General features: G+C 29.6%; 20 protein-coding genes and 2 tRNA genes. 13 read left to right on the forward strand and 9 right to left on the reverse strand.

Annotated elements, in window-relative coordinates; all coding sequences use genetic code 11:
• Nucleotides 1–26 precede the first annotated feature (26 nt).
• The 6 genes from bamD to arcC are packed head-to-tail and all read left to right on the forward strand — an operon-like array spanning nt 27 to nt 5,076.
• Nucleotides 27–647 (forward strand): outer membrane protein assembly factor BamD, encoded by a 621-nt coding sequence (gene bamD, locus ABIN17_05590; protein ID MEO0284531.1) that lies wholly within the window; start codon nt 27–29, stop codon nt 645–647.
• The gene (nadD, locus tag ABIN17_05595; protein MEO0284532.1) at nt 644–1,219 is read left to right on the forward strand and encodes a nicotinate (nicotinamide) nucleotide adenylyltransferase; all 576 of its coding nucleotides are present in this window, start codon (nt 644–646) and stop codon (nt 1,217–1,219) included. The genes bamD and nadD overlap by 4 nt, the downstream gene beginning before the upstream one ends.
• On the forward strand, nt 1,216–2,118 hold the full coding sequence (locus ABIN17_05600) for a histone deacetylase (GenBank protein ID MEO0284533.1): 903 nt from the start codon (nt 1,216–1,218) through the stop codon (nt 2,116–2,118). Before nadD ends, ABIN17_05600 begins: the two co-directional genes overlap by 4 nt.
• Nucleotides 2,097–3,353, forward strand: a complete 1,257-nt coding sequence (fabZ, locus tag ABIN17_05605) for a 3-hydroxyacyl-ACP dehydratase FabZ (GenBank protein ID MEO0284534.1) — start codon at nt 2,097–2,099, stop codon at nt 3,351–3,353. The genes ABIN17_05600 and fabZ overlap by 22 nt, the downstream gene beginning before the upstream one ends.
• Complete coding sequence (gene lpxA / locus ABIN17_05610; GenBank protein MEO0284535.1) at nt 3,350–4,144, forward strand: acyl-ACP--UDP-N-acetylglucosamine O-acyltransferase; 795 nt, start codon at nt 3,350–3,352, stop codon at nt 4,142–4,144. The genes fabZ and lpxA overlap by 4 nt, the downstream gene beginning before the upstream one ends.
• On the forward strand, nt 4,141–5,076 hold the full coding sequence (gene arcC, locus ABIN17_05615) for a carbamate kinase (GenBank protein ID MEO0284536.1): 936 nt from the start codon (nt 4,141–4,143) through the stop codon (nt 5,074–5,076). Before lpxA ends, arcC begins: the two co-directional genes overlap by 4 nt.
• A 138-nt stretch (nt 5,077–5,214) precedes the next feature.
• On the opposite strand, the gene ABIN17_05620 is transcribed toward arcC, so the two are convergent.
• The 7 genes from ABIN17_05620 to ABIN17_05650 all read right to left on the reverse strand — a co-directional run bounded on the left by ABIN17_05620 (nt 5,215) and on the right by ABIN17_05650 (nt 11,928).
• A complete protein-coding gene (locus ABIN17_05620; GenBank protein MEO0284537.1) occupies nt 5,215–5,583 on the reverse strand; it encodes a DUF2914 domain-containing protein in 369 nt (122 codons plus the stop codon).
• A 12-nt stretch (nt 5,584–5,595) separates the two neighbouring features.
• Nucleotides 5,596–5,670: transfer RNA gene (locus ABIN17_05625), tRNA-Val, on the reverse strand.
• 20 nt (nt 5,671–5,690) lie between these two features.
• A complete protein-coding gene (gene rho / locus ABIN17_05630; protein ID MEO0284538.1) occupies nt 5,691–6,953 on the reverse strand; it encodes a transcription termination factor Rho in 1,263 nt (420 codons plus the stop codon).
• A gap of 43 nt (nt 6,954–6,996) precedes the next feature.
• Nucleotides 6,997–7,665 (reverse strand): HD domain-containing protein, encoded by a 669-nt coding sequence (locus ABIN17_05635; GenBank protein ID MEO0284539.1) that lies wholly within the window; start codon nt 7,663–7,665, stop codon nt 6,997–6,999.
• Nucleotides 7,662–10,202: an alanine--tRNA ligase gene (alaS, locus tag ABIN17_05640; protein MEO0284540.1), complete on the reverse strand. Its 2,541-nt coding sequence runs from the start codon at nt 10,200–10,202 to the stop codon at nt 7,662–7,664. Before alaS ends, ABIN17_05635 begins: the two co-directional genes overlap by 4 nt.
• Nucleotides 10,203–10,272: 70 nt before the next feature.
• A tRNA-Gly gene (locus ABIN17_05645) sits at nt 10,273–10,344 on the reverse strand.
• A gap of 42 nt (nt 10,345–10,386) precedes the next feature.
• The gene (locus ABIN17_05650) at nt 10,387–11,928 is read right to left on the reverse strand and encodes a mucoidy inhibitor MuiA family protein (GenBank protein ID MEO0284541.1); all 1,542 of its coding nucleotides are present in this window, start codon (nt 11,926–11,928) and stop codon (nt 10,387–10,389) included.
• 97 nt (nt 11,929–12,025) lie between these two features.
• Between ABIN17_05650 and ABIN17_05655 the strand changes: the two genes are divergently transcribed.
• The gene (locus ABIN17_05655) at nt 12,026–12,439 is read left to right on the forward strand and encodes an NUDIX hydrolase (GenBank protein MEO0284542.1); all 414 of its coding nucleotides are present in this window, start codon (nt 12,026–12,028) and stop codon (nt 12,437–12,439) included.
• On the opposite strand, the gene ABIN17_05660 is transcribed toward ABIN17_05655, so the two are convergent.
• Entirely contained in the window at nt 12,398–13,066 is a 669-nt protein-coding gene (locus tag ABIN17_05660) for a Crp/Fnr family transcriptional regulator (protein MEO0284543.1), read from the reverse strand. The genes ABIN17_05655 and ABIN17_05660 overlap by 42 nt on opposite strands.
• Nucleotides 13,067–13,138: 72 nt before the next feature.
• On the opposite strand from ABIN17_05660, the gene rpmE reads away from it, so the two are divergent.
• The 5 genes from rpmE (at nt 13,139) to ABIN17_05685 (ending at nt 17,030) form a co-directional block, all read left to right on the forward strand.
• Complete coding sequence (gene rpmE, locus ABIN17_05665; protein MEO0284544.1) at nt 13,139–13,390, forward strand: 50S ribosomal protein L31; 252 nt, start codon at nt 13,139–13,141, stop codon at nt 13,388–13,390.
• A 12-nt stretch (nt 13,391–13,402) separates the two neighbouring features.
• Entirely contained in the window at nt 13,403–13,759 is a 357-nt protein-coding gene (locus ABIN17_05670) for a RidA family protein (GenBank protein ID MEO0284545.1), read from the forward strand.
• On the forward strand, nt 13,756–14,178 hold the full coding sequence (locus ABIN17_05675) for a cobalamin B12-binding domain-containing protein (protein MEO0284546.1): 423 nt from the start codon (nt 13,756–13,758) through the stop codon (nt 14,176–14,178). The genes ABIN17_05670 and ABIN17_05675 overlap by 4 nt, the downstream gene beginning before the upstream one ends.
• 147 nt (nt 14,179–14,325) lie before the next feature.
• The gene (locus ABIN17_05680) at nt 14,326–14,799 is read left to right on the forward strand and encodes a thermonuclease family protein (protein ID MEO0284547.1); all 474 of its coding nucleotides are present in this window, start codon (nt 14,326–14,328) and stop codon (nt 14,797–14,799) included.
• The gene (locus ABIN17_05685; GenBank protein ID MEO0284548.1) at nt 14,796–17,030 is read left to right on the forward strand and encodes a hypothetical protein; all 2,235 of its coding nucleotides are present in this window, start codon (nt 14,796–14,798) and stop codon (nt 17,028–17,030) included. The genes ABIN17_05680 and ABIN17_05685 overlap by 4 nt, the downstream gene beginning before the upstream one ends.
• Nucleotides 17,031–17,079: 49 nt before the next feature.
• Here the strand turns inward: ABIN17_05685 and ABIN17_05690 are convergent, their stop codons facing one another.
• Nucleotides 17,080–17,319, reverse strand: coding sequence for a hypothetical protein (locus ABIN17_05690; GenBank protein MEO0284549.1), 240 nt, complete (start codon nt 17,317–17,319; stop codon nt 17,080–17,082).
• A gap of 104 nt (nt 17,320–17,423) precedes the next feature.
• On the opposite strand from ABIN17_05690, the gene ABIN17_05695 reads away from it, so the two are divergent.
• A complete protein-coding gene (locus tag ABIN17_05695) occupies nt 17,424–18,230 on the forward strand; it encodes a transglutaminase domain-containing protein (GenBank protein ID MEO0284550.1) in 807 nt (268 codons plus the stop codon).
• Nucleotides 18,231–18,232: the final 2 nt, after the last annotated feature.

An 18,232-nucleotide genomic window follows, 5' to 3' on the forward strand; every position in this document is an offset into this window, starting at 1 on the left:
TGACTATTTATAATTGATTTTAAAAAATGAAAAAAATTTTTTTGATTTTTTTTACTATCTTTTTCGCCTGCCTTTTCAAAAAGGCAAAGCCCACGGATTTAGACCCTGAAAGATATTTTGAACTGGGTCTTTATAATTTTTATAAAGGAAAATATGATAAAGCAAGATTCTATTTTAACAGGGTTTTATTTTCAGGTGAGATAAAGGAATACACCGACGATGCCCAGTTTTATATAGCAAAATCCTATTTGAATGAAAAACAATTTGAAACAGCTATTTCAGAATATAATTTTCTTATAAATCAATTTCCTAATTCTGAGCATATTGAAGAGGCGGAATTTGATTTAATAAAACTTGAAATTTTAAAAGTTCGCTCACCACTTCATGAAACAAAAGAACTTGAAAAAGTTCTTGCTAAATTATCTGAATTTCAGAAAAAATATCCAGAATCTCAATACATTGAAGAAATTAAAGCTCTTAAAGGTGAGGTTTTAAATATTTTAGCAGAAAAAATTTATAAAATTGCTGAACTTTATGAAAATATGAAAAAATTTAATTCAGCTAAAATTTATTATGAAGAACTGATTAATAAATATCCTGATACTATCTGGGCAGAAAAAGCAAGGGAAAAAATAAATAAAAAATGAAAAAAATAGGAATATTTGGAGGAACTTTTGATCCACCTCACATAGGTCACCTTCTTGTTGCACAGGATATTTTAGAAAAACTTGAACTTGATGAAATTCATTTTCTTGTTTCCTATAGACCCCCTCATAGAAAAACAAGAGCTGAATTTGAGGATAGGGTTAAAATGGTTGAACTTATGCTAAAAGGACATCCTTACTATGTTTCAGATTTTGAGTCCCATTTAAAGTTTGCTCCGACTTATACTGCTCTTGTATTGAGTGAATGGAAAAAAAGAAGAAAGAACGAGGAAATTTATTTTATAATGGGTTCAGACCAATTTGTGAATATAGAGTCGTGGTATGAGTATGAAAGTCTTTTTGACCTTGCTAAGATAGTTGTTTGTCAGAGGGTAAAAAAAGAAATAAGAGATGATTTCCCTTATAAGGAAAAGGCAATAATTTTAAATACAAGGATTATTGAAGTATCAGCAAGGGAGATAAGAAGGAGAATAAAGGAGGGTAAAAGCATATACCTTATGGTTCATCCTGAAGTTGAAAGTTATATAAAGGAAAAGGGGCTTTATAAAAAATGAAAGTCTATTACTCTTCAAGATATGAGGTAGATATAGGTCCCCATGTTTTTCCCACACAGAAATACAGGTTAATTAAAGAAAAATTAATAAAAGAAGGGATTCTGAAAGAAGAAGACTTTTTTGAAGCTAATCCTTTATCTTTTGAGGAACTTAAAATTGTTCATACTGAGGAGTTTCTTGATGATTTAAAAAATTTAAGATGGACAAAAAGAACAATGTTTTCTGAATTACCTTTGAATAAGGAAATTGTGGATTTTTACCTGATAGGAGCGAATGCCACATATCTTGCTTCTTCTTATGCCCTAAAATATGGACTTGGAATACATATAGGTGGAGGCTGGCACCATGCTTTTCCTGATAAAGCAGAAGGTTTCTGTTACATAAATGACCTTGCCTATGCTGTTAAAAAGTTAAAAAAGGAGAATAAGATTAAAAATGCCTTAATTATAGACCTTGATCTTCATCAGGGAAATGGAACTGCAAAAATTTTTGAAAATGATCCTGATGTTTTTACATTTTCAATGCATCAGGAAGATTTATATCCTGTGCCCAAACAAAAAAGTGACCTTGATATTGGTTTATGGGGAGGAACAGGTGAGAAAGAATACCTTGAAAAGCTTGAAAATGCTCTTGAATTTATTTTTAAGGATAGAAGTTTTGATCTTGTTCTATATCAGGCAGGTGCTGATCCTTACGAAAAAGACCTTTTAGGAAATTTGAAATTAACAAAAAGTGGATTAAAAAAAAGAGATGAAATTGTGAGAAAATATACACTGGAGAGGGGATATAGTATTGCAATTACCTTAGGTGGGGGATATTCTTCTGATTTAAATGATTTAATAGAGATTCATTCAAATACAATCAAGGTCTTTCTGTTATGGAAAAGAGAAAAACAATAAAGGGCGAGATAAGTTTCAAAGGTAAAGGACTCGATAAAGGTAAAATTTGTGAAGTAATTTTAAAGCCAAATAAAAAAAATGGTATTTTATTTCTGGTTGAAGGCAAATTTTATTCTTTAAAAGAATTAGAACCCTCTTATTCTAAAAGGGGCACATGTTTAATTTTTGAAAAAAATAGTGTTTTATATGTAGAACACTTAATGTCAGCTATTTATGGAACTGGACTTGATGATGTTATAATAGAGATTAAAGGTGAAGAAATTCCGTTTTTTGATGGTTCAGCTAAAATTTTTATTGAAAAAATTTTAGAAAAAGGTCTTGAAGAAAAGGAAGAGGATTTGGAATTTTATAAAGTTAAAAAGGCTTTTTCTAAAAATTTTGATGGCTCAAGAATTTCAATTTTACCAGGAGAGGATTTTGAGATAAGTTATAAATTTACAAGAGAACCTTATCTAAAATATAAATATGATTTTATTTTCAGTACAGAAAGTTATGTAAAAGAAATTGGTTTAAGTAAAACTTTTATAACTTACGAGGAGGCAAAGGCTTTAAAGGAAAAAGGTTTTTTTGAAGGCGGAGATGAAAATTTGGCAATAATTTTTAAGGATAATGATATAATAAATAAAAGTATTTTGACATTTGAAGATGAGCCAGCAAGGCATAAAATTCTTGATGTTATTGGTGATATAAGTTTACTTGGTAAGAGATTTAAGGGTAAATTCCTTTTTGAAGGAACTGGTCACAGGGATCACATAGAATTTTTACCTTTCCTTGAAGCTTTTTCAGGATATGGAAAGGAGATTGATTCAGAAGAAATAAGAAAAATTTTACCTCATGATTATCCCTTTTTGCTTGTTGACAGGATTTTGTCTATTGAGGAAGAAAGAGTTATTGGTATTAAAAATGTAAGCTATAACGAGGAATTTTTTAGGGGACATTTTCCTCAGAAAAAAATAATGCCCGGAGTTTTGATAGTTGAAGCAATAGTTCAGACAGGAGGTATATTGGTCTTTGAAAGATTTAAAGAAGAGCTCAATTTAAAAAATAAAATTCCCATATTTACAAGTATTGAAAATGTTAAGTTTAAAAGAGCTGTTTATCCAGGTGATACTCTCTATATTGTTGTAAATCTTTTGAGATTCAAGGGAAAGGTATGCAAGTTGAGGGGTTTTGCTTTAAAAGAAGAAGGAATTGTTTGTGAGGGAACATTTACAGCTATTATTTCAGAGGTATGAATAATATTCATAAAACCTGTATTCTTGGTGAAAATGTTAAATTAGGAGATAATATCTATATAGGTCCTTATTCTATAATAGAGGGAAATATAGAAATAGGTGATGGAACTTATATTGATGCTCATGTTATGATAAGGGGAAATGTTAGAATTGGAAAAGGTAATAGAATATATTTTGGAGCCTGTATAGGTTATCCTCCCCAAGATGTTAAATTTAAAGGAGAGGATTCATGGGTTATTATAGGAGATAACAATATCATAAGAGAATTTGTTACAATCCATAGAGCAACAGGAGAAGGTGAAAAAACGATAATCGGTAATTCAAACTTTTTTATGGCTTATTCTCATATAGCCCATAATTCAAAGATAGGGAATGGAGTGATAATAGTAAATGGTGCGCAACTGGGAGGTCATGTGGAGGTGGAAGATTTTTCCTTTATAAGTGCCAACTCTCTAATTCATCAGTTTGTTAGAATTGGTAAGTATTCTATAATAGGCGGAGGAAGTCATGTTAAAAAAGATATTGTGCCTTATGCATTATGTTATGGTAACCCTGATGCAGAGATAAGGGGAATAAATTCAGTGGGATTGAAGAGGAGGGGTATTAGTGGAGAGAGGTTAAATAACATAAAAAGGGCTTTTAAAATTTTATTTTTCAGTGATTTAAATGTTTCTCAGGCTCTTGAAAGGCTCAAAAGTGAGTTTGAAAGTAATGAAGATATTTTACATTTGATAAAGTTTATTGAATTATCAAAAAGAGGGATAACTAAAAAAAGCAAGGAGGATTTATGAAAATAGTTATTGCTCTTGGAGGTAATGCTATTTTACCTAAAGGTGCAACTCCTGATATTGTTACACAATTTAAAAATACAGAAGAAACTTTAAGAAAACTTGTTCCTCTTTTAAAAAAGGCAGAGAGTGCTATTATTACTCATGGAAATGGTCCACAGGTGGGAATAGAACTTTTAAGGAGTTTTTATGCAAGGGAAAGTGCTCCGCCTTATCCCCTTGATATTCTTGGTGCAGAAACTCAAGGATGGATGGGTTATATGATAGCACACCTTTTAAGGGAAATTTTCTGGGAAATAGGATTTAATAAAGAAGTTGTTGCTGTTGTTACTCAGGTTATTGTTAAAAGTAATGACCCTGAATTTGATAATCCCTCAAAACCGATAGGTCCATTTTTTACAGAGGAAGAGGCTGAATCTTTGAAAAGTAAATTTCCTTGGCCGATAAAAGAGGATGCAGGGAGGGGCTATAGAATAACAGTTCCTTCACCTTTGCCAATTGATATAGTTGAGAAGGATGTTTTAAAAAAATTAGCGGATAGTGGTGTTATAACTGTTGCTGTTGGTGGAGGTGGTATTCCTCTTGTAAAAGAAGGTTATAAACTTAAAGCAAAACCTGCTGTAATAGATAAGGACAGAGCCTCTTCATTAATAGCAAAGTTAATAAATGCAGACCTATTTATGATTTTAACAGATGTTGATTTTGTTTATTTAAATTATAGAAAAGAAAACCAGAGAGAATTAAGGGAAGTAAAATTTTCACAATTAAGAAAATTTATAGAAGAGGGTCATTTTTCGAAAGGGAGTATGCTTCCAAAGGTTGAATCTGCAATATCTTTTGTTGAAGATACTGGTAAAAGGGCAGTAATTACTTCCCTTGAAAGATGTCTTGAAGGATGGGAAGGTAAATGGGGAACTCAGATAATTAAAGGTTAAATTTACTTCGTGTGCCCGCGAACCGGAAGTCAGGAGAGGTAGATAAGTCAGAGTATTCTGAATAGATTTGCTATTTATATTTGCCTACCTACCTGTTTTGGTTTCCTGCACAGGTGCTAAGATAATTAGAGGGTAAATTTACTTTATTTTAAATTTTATTTCCTTTAGAAGGGAGTCCTTAGCATTTTTGATTCTAACAGTCCATTCACCGGTAAAAAGTGACATTATAGTTTTTTTGCTCCATGTTCTATAATTTTCTGATGGAGTTTTAATAAAAAGTTTAACTTTTGCCTTCACTTCATTATTATATACCCATTCATGGTATATTGTATCAGGGACATCTGCTTTGATAACCGTAAAACAGTATAAGTATCCTACACCACTTTCAAAGAGTGTATCTGCTTGAACTGGATTTCTATTTTCCACATTTCTGCATATATATGCTTCCTTTACTTCTATTGCATTTAGATTTATTATAAGAAAAAGTACTACACATAATTTTTTCATATTTTTTTATACTGGGCGGGCGAGGATTTGAACCTCGGACCTCCTGTATGTGAGACAGGCGTTCTAACCAAGCTGAACTACCCGCCCTTAAAAAAATTATAAGATATTCACTTCTGCTGAGTCATTGCTTCAAGAAATTCTTCATTTGTTCTATATAACCTCATCTTCTGAATAAGAAACTCCATAGACTCAACATTACTCATTTCTGCAATTAACTTTCTTAAAATCCATACTTTGTTTAAAACAGAATTTGGAAGTAAAAGTTCTTCCCTTCTTGTCCCGGATTTCTTTAAATCAATAGCAGGGAAAATTCTCCTTTCAGCAAGTTTTCTATCAAGGATTATTTCCATATTACCTGTCCCTTTGAATTCTTCGTATATAACATCATCCATTCTTGAACCTGTCTCTATCAAACAGGAAGCTATTATTGTTAAAGAACCTCCTTCTTCAATATTTCTTGCTGCACCGAAAAATTTTCTTGGTTCTATTAAAGCAGTTGCATCAAGACCACCTGAAAGAGTTCTTCCTGAATGTGCTGCTAAAACATTATGAGCTCTTGTTAGCCTTGTTAAAGAGTCAAGCAGTATAACTACATCCTTTTTTAACTCAACCATTCTTTTTGCCCTTTCAAGAACTATTCTTGCTACCTGTGCATGTCTATCTGCCGGTTCATCAAAAGTTGAGGAAATTACTTCTGCATCAACTTTTCTTTTCCAGTCAGTTACCTCTTCAGGTCTTTCATCAATTAAAAGGACAATTACATAGGTATCAGGGTGATTCTTCCTTATACTCTGGGCTATTTTCTGTAACATCACTGTTTTACCTGCTCTTGGGGGTGATACTATAAGTCCTCTTTGTCCATGACCTATAGGAACAAAAAGATCTATAATCCTTCTTGTTAAATCTTCTTCCTCCTCAATTTCCAGTTTAATTCTTCTTGTTGGAAAATAAGGAATAAGTTCATCAAATTCTGGTCTTGACTTTAACTCCTGGGGCGGTAAACCGTTTATAAGTTCAATTTTAACCATGGCAGGAAATTTAACAGTTCCATCAACTGGAACCTTTATATAACCTGATACAAGGTCTCCTGTTTTTAAACCAAATCTTTTAATCTGTGACTGAGATATATAAACATCCTCTGTCCCTTGTAAATAACTGTTTTTTGGTGATCTTAAAAATCCGTAACCCTCAGGATGAATTTCAATAACACCTTCCCTAAATTCAGCTCCTTCCCTTCTTGCTGTTTCCTGAGCGATTGCAAAAATAAGTTCTTCTTTTTTTATTGATTGACTTACCTTTATACCCAGTTCCTTTGCAAGATATATAAGTTCGTTTGTTTTTTTCTGTTTTAGTTCTACTATATCTATCATTTTTGAAAAAGAAAATTATAATGGGATTGAACCTATAAAAATTTTATAACATTTTAGTTCCATTTATAAAAAGTTCAAACTTCTGTCCAAGATTTTTAGCTGCCATTGAAGCAATTATCATTCTCTGTAAAAAAATTTCAAAATATTCAAGAACAGGAGAAATTCTTGTATTTATCTCAATATCAAATCTTATTATTTTTCTATCAGGAAAAACAATTACCTTAGAACTTTTTGCTGAATAGTTAACCCTATCATGAATATCAGTTTTTATATCAGAATTTTTCTTTCTAACCCTTTCCCTGTGAACATCAGATTTATCAGCAATAATAAGTGCTGAAGTTATATCCTTTGCAGGTATACCGTCTTCTTCATGATGATTCCCTATTGCTTGAGCTATTTCAATTACCTCCTCAAGGGACATATCCATTTCACTAAGAATTTGATGAGCTATTAAGGCACCAAATTGTGCATGATGGTCCCTGTGTATAACATTCCCAATATCATGCAAAAAGCCCGCTATTTCTGCAAGTTCAGCCCTTCTTTCAGGATAGGAAAGTTCCCTTAAAATTCTTCCTGCTGTTTTACCAACATACTTTGCATGTCTCAATCCATGTTCTGTATAACCCAGTTTTTCAAGATATCTATCAGCCTCTTCTATGTATTTTATAACTTTTTCGTTTTTTAAGAGCTCCTTTAATGTTATTCTTTTCATATCATCTCTTCTATCAAAATAAGACCTTCCTTTATCTTTAATTTATCCTTACCACCTCCCTCAGCCTTTTCCTTATTTCCACCACCGCCCCCTTTTATAATTTCACCAAATTTTTTTACAAAAATTCTTGCATCAAGACCAGAATTTTTGCCTGTTCTTGAAAAGAAAAATACCTTTTCACCTGAGGAAACAAGAAAAATAAGTGAAAGGTCCTTATTTTTTTCCATTAATATATCAGAAATTTTTCTTATAACATCAGGTTCAAGGTCTTCAAAGTGTTCTATTACATATTTTTTTCCATTTTTTTCTCTTATATTGATTTTATCAAATATAGATAAGGATATTTTATTTATTAATTTTTCCCTTTCCCTTTCTTTTTCCCTTATTTCCTCTCTTAATTTTTCAATTCTCCTTAAAAGGTTTTCCTCATCTGCTAAAAGAATTTCAGAAATTTTATTTATAAGCTCTTCTTTTTTTCTTATATATTCAAGGGCTTTAAAACCTGTTAAAGCTTCAATTCTTCTTATTCCTGCACTTATCGCCTCCTCCTTTATTATTTTAAAAATTCCTATATCACCTGTTTTTTTCACATGAGTTCCACCACAAAGTTCTTTTGAATAGTCTTCAATTTCAACTATTCTCACAATATCTCCATACTTTTCTTTAAAAAGAGCAATTGCTTCTTTTACTGCTTCCTCGAATTTTCTGTATTCCCATTTAATAGGCCTATTTTCCATAATAATGTTATTCACTCTATCTTCAATTTCTTTTAAAAGAAGAGGATCAAGAGCCTTTGGAAAGGAAAAATCAAACCTTAATCTATCATCCTCAACCAAAGAGCCTTCCTGTTTTACAAAATCTCCAAGGATTCTTTTTAATGTTGAGTGGAGAATATGAGTTGCTGTATGAGCTCTCTGCGCTCCTTTTCTTTTTTTAATATCCACTTCTGCTATTACTTTTCTATCTTTTATATTACCTTTTAAAATACCTATGTGGACAATTTCTTCCTTTAAATATTGAGTATCTAAAACAGTTATTTCAAAATCCTTACCCTTAATTTTTCCCTTATCACCAACTTGACCACCTGCTTCAGCATAGAAGGGTGTTTTTTCAAGAACAATATATATTTTATCATTTAAAAAACCATACTTTAATATTTCAGTCTCTGTCATTAATTCATGATATCCTGTAAATTCTGATTTGCCCTCCTTTAAAACTTTATAATCTATCCTGATTTCCTTAAATTTTTCCTTTTCTTTTGCCCTTTCTCTTGCCTTTTCCAGCTCTTCTTTAAAGCTATCTAAATCCAGTTTTAATTTCCTTTCCTTTGCTACTTCTTCTATAAAATCTATTGGTATTCCATAAGTATCGTAAAGTTTAAAAAGCACATCACCCTTTAATACTTTATCCTCCTTAAAGGCTTTTTCAATTTCTTTTTCTAAATAAACAATATTCTTAAAAATTGTATTTAAAAATCTTTCTTCCTCAGATTTTATTATTATACTTATTTCTTCTCTTTTTTCTTTTAATTCCTTATATCTTTCACCATAAACTTCTGTAAAGTAAGGGACAAGTTCATACATGAAACTTTCCCTTATTCCACTTTTATAAGCAAATCTCAAAGCTCTTCTTAAAATTCTTCTTAAAACATAACCTCTTCCCTCATTTGAAGGATAGGCTCCATCTGCAATAGCAAAAGTTAAAGCCCTTGTATGGTCTAAGATAACTCTGAATAGTGTTTTTGAATCTTCATATTTTCTATTTAATATCTTTTCAAGTTTTTTATTTGCTTTTTCAAAAAGTTCAGTCTTATAGGATGATTCCTTTTCCTCAAGTATCATAAGAACTCTTTCAAGTCCCATTCCTGTATCAACTCCTCTATTTTTTAAAGGTAACATTTCTCCATTTTCCTGCATATCAAACTGGGGAAAAACGATATTCCATATCTCAAGATATCTATCACAATCACAGCCGGGTTTACAATCACTTTTTCCACAACCGTAATTTTCTCCAAGGTCATAATAAATTTCAGTAGATGGTCCACAGGCACCTGTTTTTCCAGCAGGACCCCAAAAGTTTGTTTCCTTCCCCATTTTTAAAATTCTTTCTTCTTCAATTCCTAAGGATTTCCAGATTTTAAAACTTTCTTCATCTTCAATATAAACGCTAAAATACATTCTTTTTTTATCTAAATTAAGGACTTTTGTTACAAATTCATAAGCCCATTCTATTGCTTCCTTTTTAAAATAATCTCCAAAGGAAAAATTACCGAGCATTTCAAAAAAAGTATGGTGCCTTATTGTTAAACCCACATTTTCAAGATCTGTTGCCCTCAAACACTTCTGACAGGATGTTGCTCTTTTGAAAGGCAAGGGAACTTCTCCTGAATAGAAAGGTTTGAACTGAACCATTCCTGCAGTTGTAAATAAAAGGGTAGGGTCCTTTTCAGGTATAAGAGAAGAAGATGGAACTATTTTATGTCCTCTTTCTTCAAAAAATTTTAAAAAGGAAACCCTTAATTTTTCTGCTGTCCACATAGAAAAAAAGATTAAATTGAAGAAGATTTTTTGGGAATGGAACCCTTAATCTTTACTATTCTTTTATAAGAGCGGGAGACGGGATTTGAACCCGCGACCCCTACCTTGGCAAGGTAGCGCTCTTCCGCTGAGCTACTCCCGCAGATTTTAAATTATAATTTTATTTTTCAAAATTTTCAAATTTTTATAACCCAAAAATCTCTTTTTCAGGTGGATGAATAACATCAAAGTAATATAAAAGTTCGTATGTCTCTCCTGGTTTTAATTTAAATTCAAAATAATATTTTCCTTCGGGTTTATCCTCTTTAAAGGGTTTTTTTGAAAATTCTATGTTATTTATCACAATATCAGGATCAGAGGAAACAGGAACCTCTGCTATTAAAATTCCCTTTATTTCTGTTTTTCTTTCATTTTTTATTTTTACACTATATCCAAATTCCCTTTTTATTTTTTTATCAAATAAACCAGTTTTATTTATTTCTGACTTTATTAAATCGTAATATACCTTTACATAAGGGTCTTCACCAAAATAAAAGGAAAGAGTATCACCGGGATATATATAACCTATATCTTTTTTACCTATAAATTCTTCCTCTAAAAAAATATTTCCTGTTCCCTTTGGTAAAATTTCTTTTGAAGCTAAAACTCCCTTTGCCATTAAAAATCCAAACTTATAACTTCTCGGTATAACTTTATAGGAAAAATCTGAATTAATCTCAAATTTTTTCATAAATAACATAACTCCCTTTATATCAGAAGGTATGGTAGTTTTAAAAGGAAACCTGTATTCAAAGGATGTATATAATTCTTTTTCTTCAACAGGTAATTCTATTTCTAAATTTTCTTCCATCAAAGCAGTTTCCTCCACACCAGGTTGGATTCTAAGTTCCTTAAAAGTAGGTTTTCTTCTTGTAAATCTTTCTCCTATTATCCATCTTGAAATTACAGGTTCAATATATTTACGAGGAGAAAGTGTTGAAAGATTTACATAAACATTTTCAAAATCTTTTCCTGTATACTGGAAAATTCTTGAGTAAAGGTTCATTTCAACTTTTTTTTCTTCAGGTAAACCATTTATTTTATAAATTAATCTGTATCCACATTTTGAGGGTAAAAAGTATTCTAAATTTAAAAGGGATTTTCCTTCTATTTTTGAATTTAAATTGACTTTTAAAAAGAGGTCCTCAATACCAATAGGATGATATATAGATAACTTTTTCTGTATCTCCTCTTTTTTAAAATTTAGGTCCTTTATTTTTTTGTTTATCTTATTTATTTCATTTTTTATTTCTGTTCCTTTATTTATTATTACATTAAGTGCATTTATAACATTACTTGTAATAAATTCCTTTTCTAAAAATTCCTTTGATTCCTTTTCTGAATAGGAAGTTTTGAAGCTTTCAATAAATTCGCTTGCCTTTTTTAAATTTTCAATTTTAAAAGAAAGTTTTTCTATTGTATCATTTATTAAATCAAAGGAATCCTGTAAAACTTTTAAAAAATCTCCGTATTTATTGAAAACTTTCTTTTCAAATCGGGTACTTATAAGTTCACCATCCTCAAATTCAATTTTTAGGGATAGTGTATCAACAATTGGTAAAAGTTTCAGATTCACTGTATTGAAACCCTTTTTCAAATTGACTTCCCTTTTTTCAGTTATAAGTGCACCTTCAGGATAGAAGTTGACTTCAGAAAAATAAGAAATTAATAAAAATAAAAAAATCATGATTTTTTTATTATAATTTAAAATGGATATAATTTCAAAAATTTTATTTAAAATATTTAGGTTTTTTCTCCCCTCTTTAAAAACACCCTTTTTGACTGTGGATGGTATTGTTGAAATTTATGATGAAAATAATAATTTAAAAGGAATAGTTTTAATTGAAAGAAAAAATCCACCCTTTGGTTTCGCCTTACCAGGAGGTTTTGTTGAATATGGTGAATCACCTGAAAAAGCTATCTTAAGGGAAATTGAAGAGGAAATAGGTGTTAAAGCTGAAATCATAAGACTTTTTGGTGTATACGGTGAGCCAGATAGAGACCCGAGGTTTCACACTGTAACCTGTGTTTATATTTTAAAAACAAAGGAAAAACCAAAAGCCTCCTCTGATGCTAAGAGAGCATATATTTTTGATTTTAATAATATACCTTTTGATAAGATTGTATTTGATCACGGGAAAATTATAAGGGATTATTTAAAATTTAAGGGCACTCTGGTGGATAAAAATTCCCTTTGAAGATAATTTAATAACATTTATTCTTTTAAGTTCATTTATTATCCTTGATACACTTTCTCTTGATGAACCGATAGCTGAAGCAATTTCTTTTATTTTAAAATTTTCCTTAATAAAAATATATTCTCCTATTTTTTCACCTTCTTTTTCAGCCTTTTCAATAAAATACCTTGCTATTCTACCTGATACATCAAGAAATACAAGGGAACTTAATTTTTCATTTGTTTTTTTTATTCTTTCTGCCATTTCTTTTATTATTGAAATGAGTATCTCCGGGTGTTTCATCAAGTTATATAGAAGATCCTCTCTGTAAAAAATTGTAACATCTGTATCTTTTATAGCAGTAACTCTTGCTGTTCTCTCCTCCTCACCAAAAAAACCAACTTCACCAAAAAAATCACCTTCTTTTAAATAAGTTAAAGTAATTTCTTTTCCGTCTTCAGAAAAAAGAGAAACTTTTACCTCACCTGAATTGATTATGTAAATAGAGTCCCCCTTTTCCCCTTCTTCTATAATAGTTTCTCCCTTCTTATATTTTTTACTTATACCCAGTTTCTCTATTATTTCAATTTCCCTATCAGACAAAAATTTAAATAGCGGAACATCTTTTAATGAGATTGATTTTTCCATTTTTTTATATTATAATTAAAAAAATAAAATAAATTCAAAGGGTTCAAATCCATAATTTAAAAAAGAAAAAAAATGAAACCAAAAATTCATCCCGAGTATGTGGAAGCAGTGATTGAGTGTGCTTGTGGAAACAGAGTTGAGACCCGTTCTACAAAAAAATTTATTAAAGTTGAAATATGTTCAAATTGTCATCCTTTCTTCACAGGTAAGGAAAAACTTGTTGATACAGAGGGAAGAGTGGAGAAGTTCAGAAGAAAGTATGGAGAAAAAACTAAAACTGTAGCCTCAAAAGTGAAATCAAGGAGAAAGAAAAAGACCTCTTAAAAGGAGGTTAAAATGAGTTTGCCAAAGCCCATAGGACCCTATTCCTTATACAGGGAAGTAGGGAACTTGGTTTTTCTTGCAGGTCAGATTGGTATTGATCCAGAAAAAGGTGAAATGTCAGAAACTATTGAAGGTCAAACCGAAAGGGTTCTTGAAAACATTAAAAAAATTCTTGAGAGTATAAATTTAAAAATGGAAAATGTTATAAAAACTACAATTTTTCTTAAAGATATTAATGATTTTCCAAAGGTAAATGAAATCTATTCAAAATATTTTAAAGAACCTTATCCTGCAAGAACTACTGTTGAGGTAAGCTGTCTACCAAAAAATGCAAAAATTGAAATTGAAGTTATTGCTTATAGAAAATGAAAAAGACAAAAAAGATTAGAGTTTTAATTGCAAAACCAGGACTTGACGGTCACGATAGGGGTGCAAAAGTAGTTGCAAGAGCCCTAAAAGATGCAGGTATGGAAGTTATATATACAGGTCTTCACAAAACTGCTGAGGAGATTGTGGAAGCAGCTCTTCAGGAAGATGTGGATGCCATTGGACTTTCCATACTTTCAGGAGCTCATATGACCTATTTTCCAAAAGTTTTAAAATTAATGAAGGAAAAAGGTCTTGATGATGTTTTGCTTTTTGGTGGTGGGATAATCCCTGAGGAGGATAAGAAGAAATTAAAAGAAATGGGAGTTGGAGAATTATTTGGGCCTGGGACACCTTTAAAGGAGATAATTGAATATATAGAAAGATGGGTAGAGGAGAGAGATAAGAAAAAAGGTGAATAATAAAATGGGAGGAGGGGAAGAAAGATAATAAAAAGATTTCTCTTTCTTAGTTTATTTTTTCTTTTATCCTGCACTCTTGAAGTTGAAGTAAAAGAAGTAATAGATGGAGATACATTTGTTACTTTTTCAGGTGAGAAGGTAAGACTTATAGGAATTGATACACCTGAGGAGGGAAGATTTTATTATTATGAAGCAAAAAAGGCTCTTGAAGAACTTATTAAAGGTAAAAAGGTTAAACTTGAATTTGATGTTGTAAAAAAGGATGTATATGAAAGAATCCTTGCTTATGTTTTTGTTGATACCATATTTGTTAATAACTATATGTTAAAGAATGGTTATTCCTATATTTACACTTTTCCTCCGAATATAAAATATATACTTAAATTCAGAAAGTCTCTTGAATATGCAATAAAAAACAATAAAGGTATGTGGAAAATGTTTCTTGATGAAAAGGATATTTTTATAGGAAATGCAGAAAAGATGGAGTTTCATAAAAGAAACTGTCCTCAAATTCCTGAAATACCTCCCTTTAACAGGGTTAATTTTAAATCTTCTATGGAAGCACTTCTTGAAGGTTATCATCCTCATAGATTATGTAATCCTGTTAAATTTATTAAATGATTTTTTTATTTTATATTTTTTTTGAGCTTCCAGAAATAAATGCTTTTATTGAAAGTTCAAAAGGTGATACCTGGGGAATTTATAAAGTAAAAAGGGCAGAGGAACTTTTAAAAAAAGGGAACTTTTATGTTAAAAAGGATTTGATGGATGTTTTAGAATCTCCCCTTTCTGATTCTGTTAAAGGAAAGGCTATAGAGATTTTGATGTTTTTAGGTCCTGATACCTTTCAGAATGCTTCAATTTCCCTTCAGTATCTTCTTGATCTTCATTTTTATAAAAAAAGAAAAGATAAACTTTGGGTTTTACAAAATTTTTTTAAAAAGAAGAAAGATTATAAATTCTGTGAAAAAATATTGAGAAAAATAGCCTCTGATTATCCAGAGGAGAGAATTAATGCACAGAAGGAAATTTTTGAAATTTTTTTAAAAATTAAAAATTTTGAAGGTATTTATCCTTTACTTGATATAATAAAAAAAGAAAGACCTGATCTATATCTTCTTTATTTGTCAGAATTGAAGGATACAATTTTCTTTCTTTTTAATTATGATACATTAAAGAATATTAATAATTTTCCCTATTCTGATTCTATTTTCAAAATTTATAAAAATTTTCTTTCTTTTAATGATACTTTTATAAATGATCCTGATACTGAAAATTTGAAAATGTGGCAAGAAGAATTTTTTATAAGAAAGAATAAGAGAAAATCTGATTCCTTGAAAAAGTATCTTTTTGAAAATTACGGTTACATTTTACCTTTATTTCCTGATACCTCATATATACCAAAAATTTTGACTAACATTTTTGAAAATAGAAAGTTAGATTGGAAGGAAATTTATGATAAGGGTCTTTATGATATTATTTATAGATATGCTGGCAATAAGAATAAGTTTTTTTTACCTTCGCTCTATTTTTTGAGTTTTATAAATAAAGAGATAAATTTTCCTGATACTCTTAAAGGTGATTCTCTTTTCATTTCCCTTATTAGTTTCAAAAAAAATAAAAAAGGAATAAACTATGTTCCCTCTAAATATAATTATTTAAAGGGAAGATTCTATTTTATGAAGGGAAGAAAGGATAGCAGTATTTATTTTTTGAGATTTTCAAAATTTTATAAGGATATTTCACTTCTTTTATATCTCCTTTCTGAAAAAAAAGATACTTTTAAAATTGATTCCTTATTAAAAAAATATGATTTAAATAAAGTTCTTGAATTTAAAAGGGGAAAAGAAGCACTTTTAACATATTACAATTTAAAAAGAGATAAGGAAAATATAATAAAACTTTATAAATATTTTAAAAAATATGATACAGATATTTTAAAAAGATATTACAAAATTTTTGTTCCCTATATTATTGAAAATAAAAGTTTTAAGGAACTTTTTAAACTCTCCCTTTACTTAGATGATGATACTTTGAAATTGAAAGCACTTTTAAACTTAGAAAGCTTTAATATGGCTGAGTATTATTTTAAAAAAAGAAAAATTGATAATAAATTTGTTATTGAAAAATTTTTTAATTTTTATGCAGAAAGAGGAAATGTTGAGGATTTGAATAAATTGAAAAACATAATAAGTAAGAAGGAAGAATTTAAAGATCAAAAAAAGTGGTTTGATTCGGTTTTTGTAATATATAAAAAAGCATTAGATTTGATAAAAAATCAGAAATATAAAGAAGCAGATTCCCTTCTTGATATATTGGAGAAGGATAATTATCTTAAAAAGAGAATAATTTTTGAAAAAGCAAATGTAAGTTTTGTTACAGGAAAACTTCAGGAGGCAAAAAAACTGTATTCTTTTCTTTACAAAAAATACAGGGATGAATTTTCCTTATATAATTTGACTATCGTTTTGAGAAAGTTATCTCATGATTCCACATTACATTTTTATAAAGTATATAGTGATATAACAAAAGGTAAAAGCGATTTTTATCAGGCAGTTAAAAGACTTGCTTATCTTTATATGGATTATGGAGATTATAATAAAACAAAGGAACTTTTAGATTTAATCTATGGTTTATCACCTGACTCCTTTGAGGAAAAAGAACTTAAATTTTTTTATATGCAAATTTTAAGAGCATTACTTGATTTTGAAAAAAGTATGAGGGAAGGTTTTATAATATATCTTAATTATCCAGAAGATAATCTTTTCACAAAAACAGCACTTGAAGAATCAATAGAACTTGCAAAGATACTAAAATTTGATTATAAAAAATTATTAAAAAATAAAAAATAGACTTTAATACTTTTTTAATTTAAAATTTTATTTTTTAATTATAAAGAGTTTAGACTATTTTTCTTGTTTTGTAATAGAGGGAAAGTTTTGCTCTTTTTGCGTATTGTAAGGAACCCTTGGTGAATCCGCTTGATGATACGATTATTTTGTATCCCTTTTTACTTAGTTTTTTAACTTCAGTTAAAGGAAGAGGTCTTGACCAGTTTCTTACTGCTTTTAAAGGTCTTTTAGTTTTTTTTATTCTTGAAGATTTTTTTGTTACTTTTTTGCTTTTTCTTTTTATCACCATTTTTGTTTTTATTTTTTATGAGATTTGAACTCTTTTTTTTATATTATATAAAATTTTTTTTAATTTGTCAAGACCCTTACATTTTTAATTTATAATATAAAATTATGTCATCAGATAACATTGAAAAATATAAAGGTAATCATATATTCGGAAAAGCATACAAAAGAATGTTTGAAAATCTTTTTAAGGAAAAAAATTCTATTGACAGAGTTTTAATTGATGAAATGATACTCCTCTGTCCTGAAACTGAAAAATTTTTATATACAGAATATACACCTACAAAAAGTTTTTATATAAAAAGCATGCGCCCTGAATTAGAAAAACACCTTGAGGAAACTATTGTTAAATATCCCGGGGAAAATATTATACAAAAAATAACAGGTTTTACAAGTGAACTAAAAGAAAGAGCGGTTCAGAATTTAGAGAAAATAATTACTGGTGGATTAGAAGAAAAAATAATAAAAAGGGGTTCTGATTTTTGTAATGAAGTTTCAAGGGTTGCCTGTGCTCTTTTTCAGGTTGCTGGTTTTGCTTCAAGAATGATTTTTTCAGTTAATCCATATAAGGCTTACTGGGGACATTCTATAATAGAAGTTTTTTATAATGGCAAATGGGGAGCAATAGATCCTCTTTTTAATGTAATTTATATTTTTCCTGATAATAAACCAGCATCAGTTCTTGAACTTCATAAAGATAAAAATCTTGTAATTTATAATAGTAGAGGTGATTTAACACCTTATACAAATCCAGAACAGTTTAAAAAATGTGCAATTTCAAATTATTTTATATGGGAATGGAAAAAATATAATTATTCTGAAAGTAAATTAAATGATTATGCTAAAAAAATTTTAGATATGGCTAATAAAGGCTGGCCAGGCGGCACAAGGTGGCTTTTTAAGGAAAATTTGTAATA

This window comes from candidate division WOR-3 bacterium (assembly GCA_039803925.1).
GTDB lineage: Bacteria > Hydrothermota > Hydrothermia > Hydrothermales > JAJRUZ01 > JBCNVI01.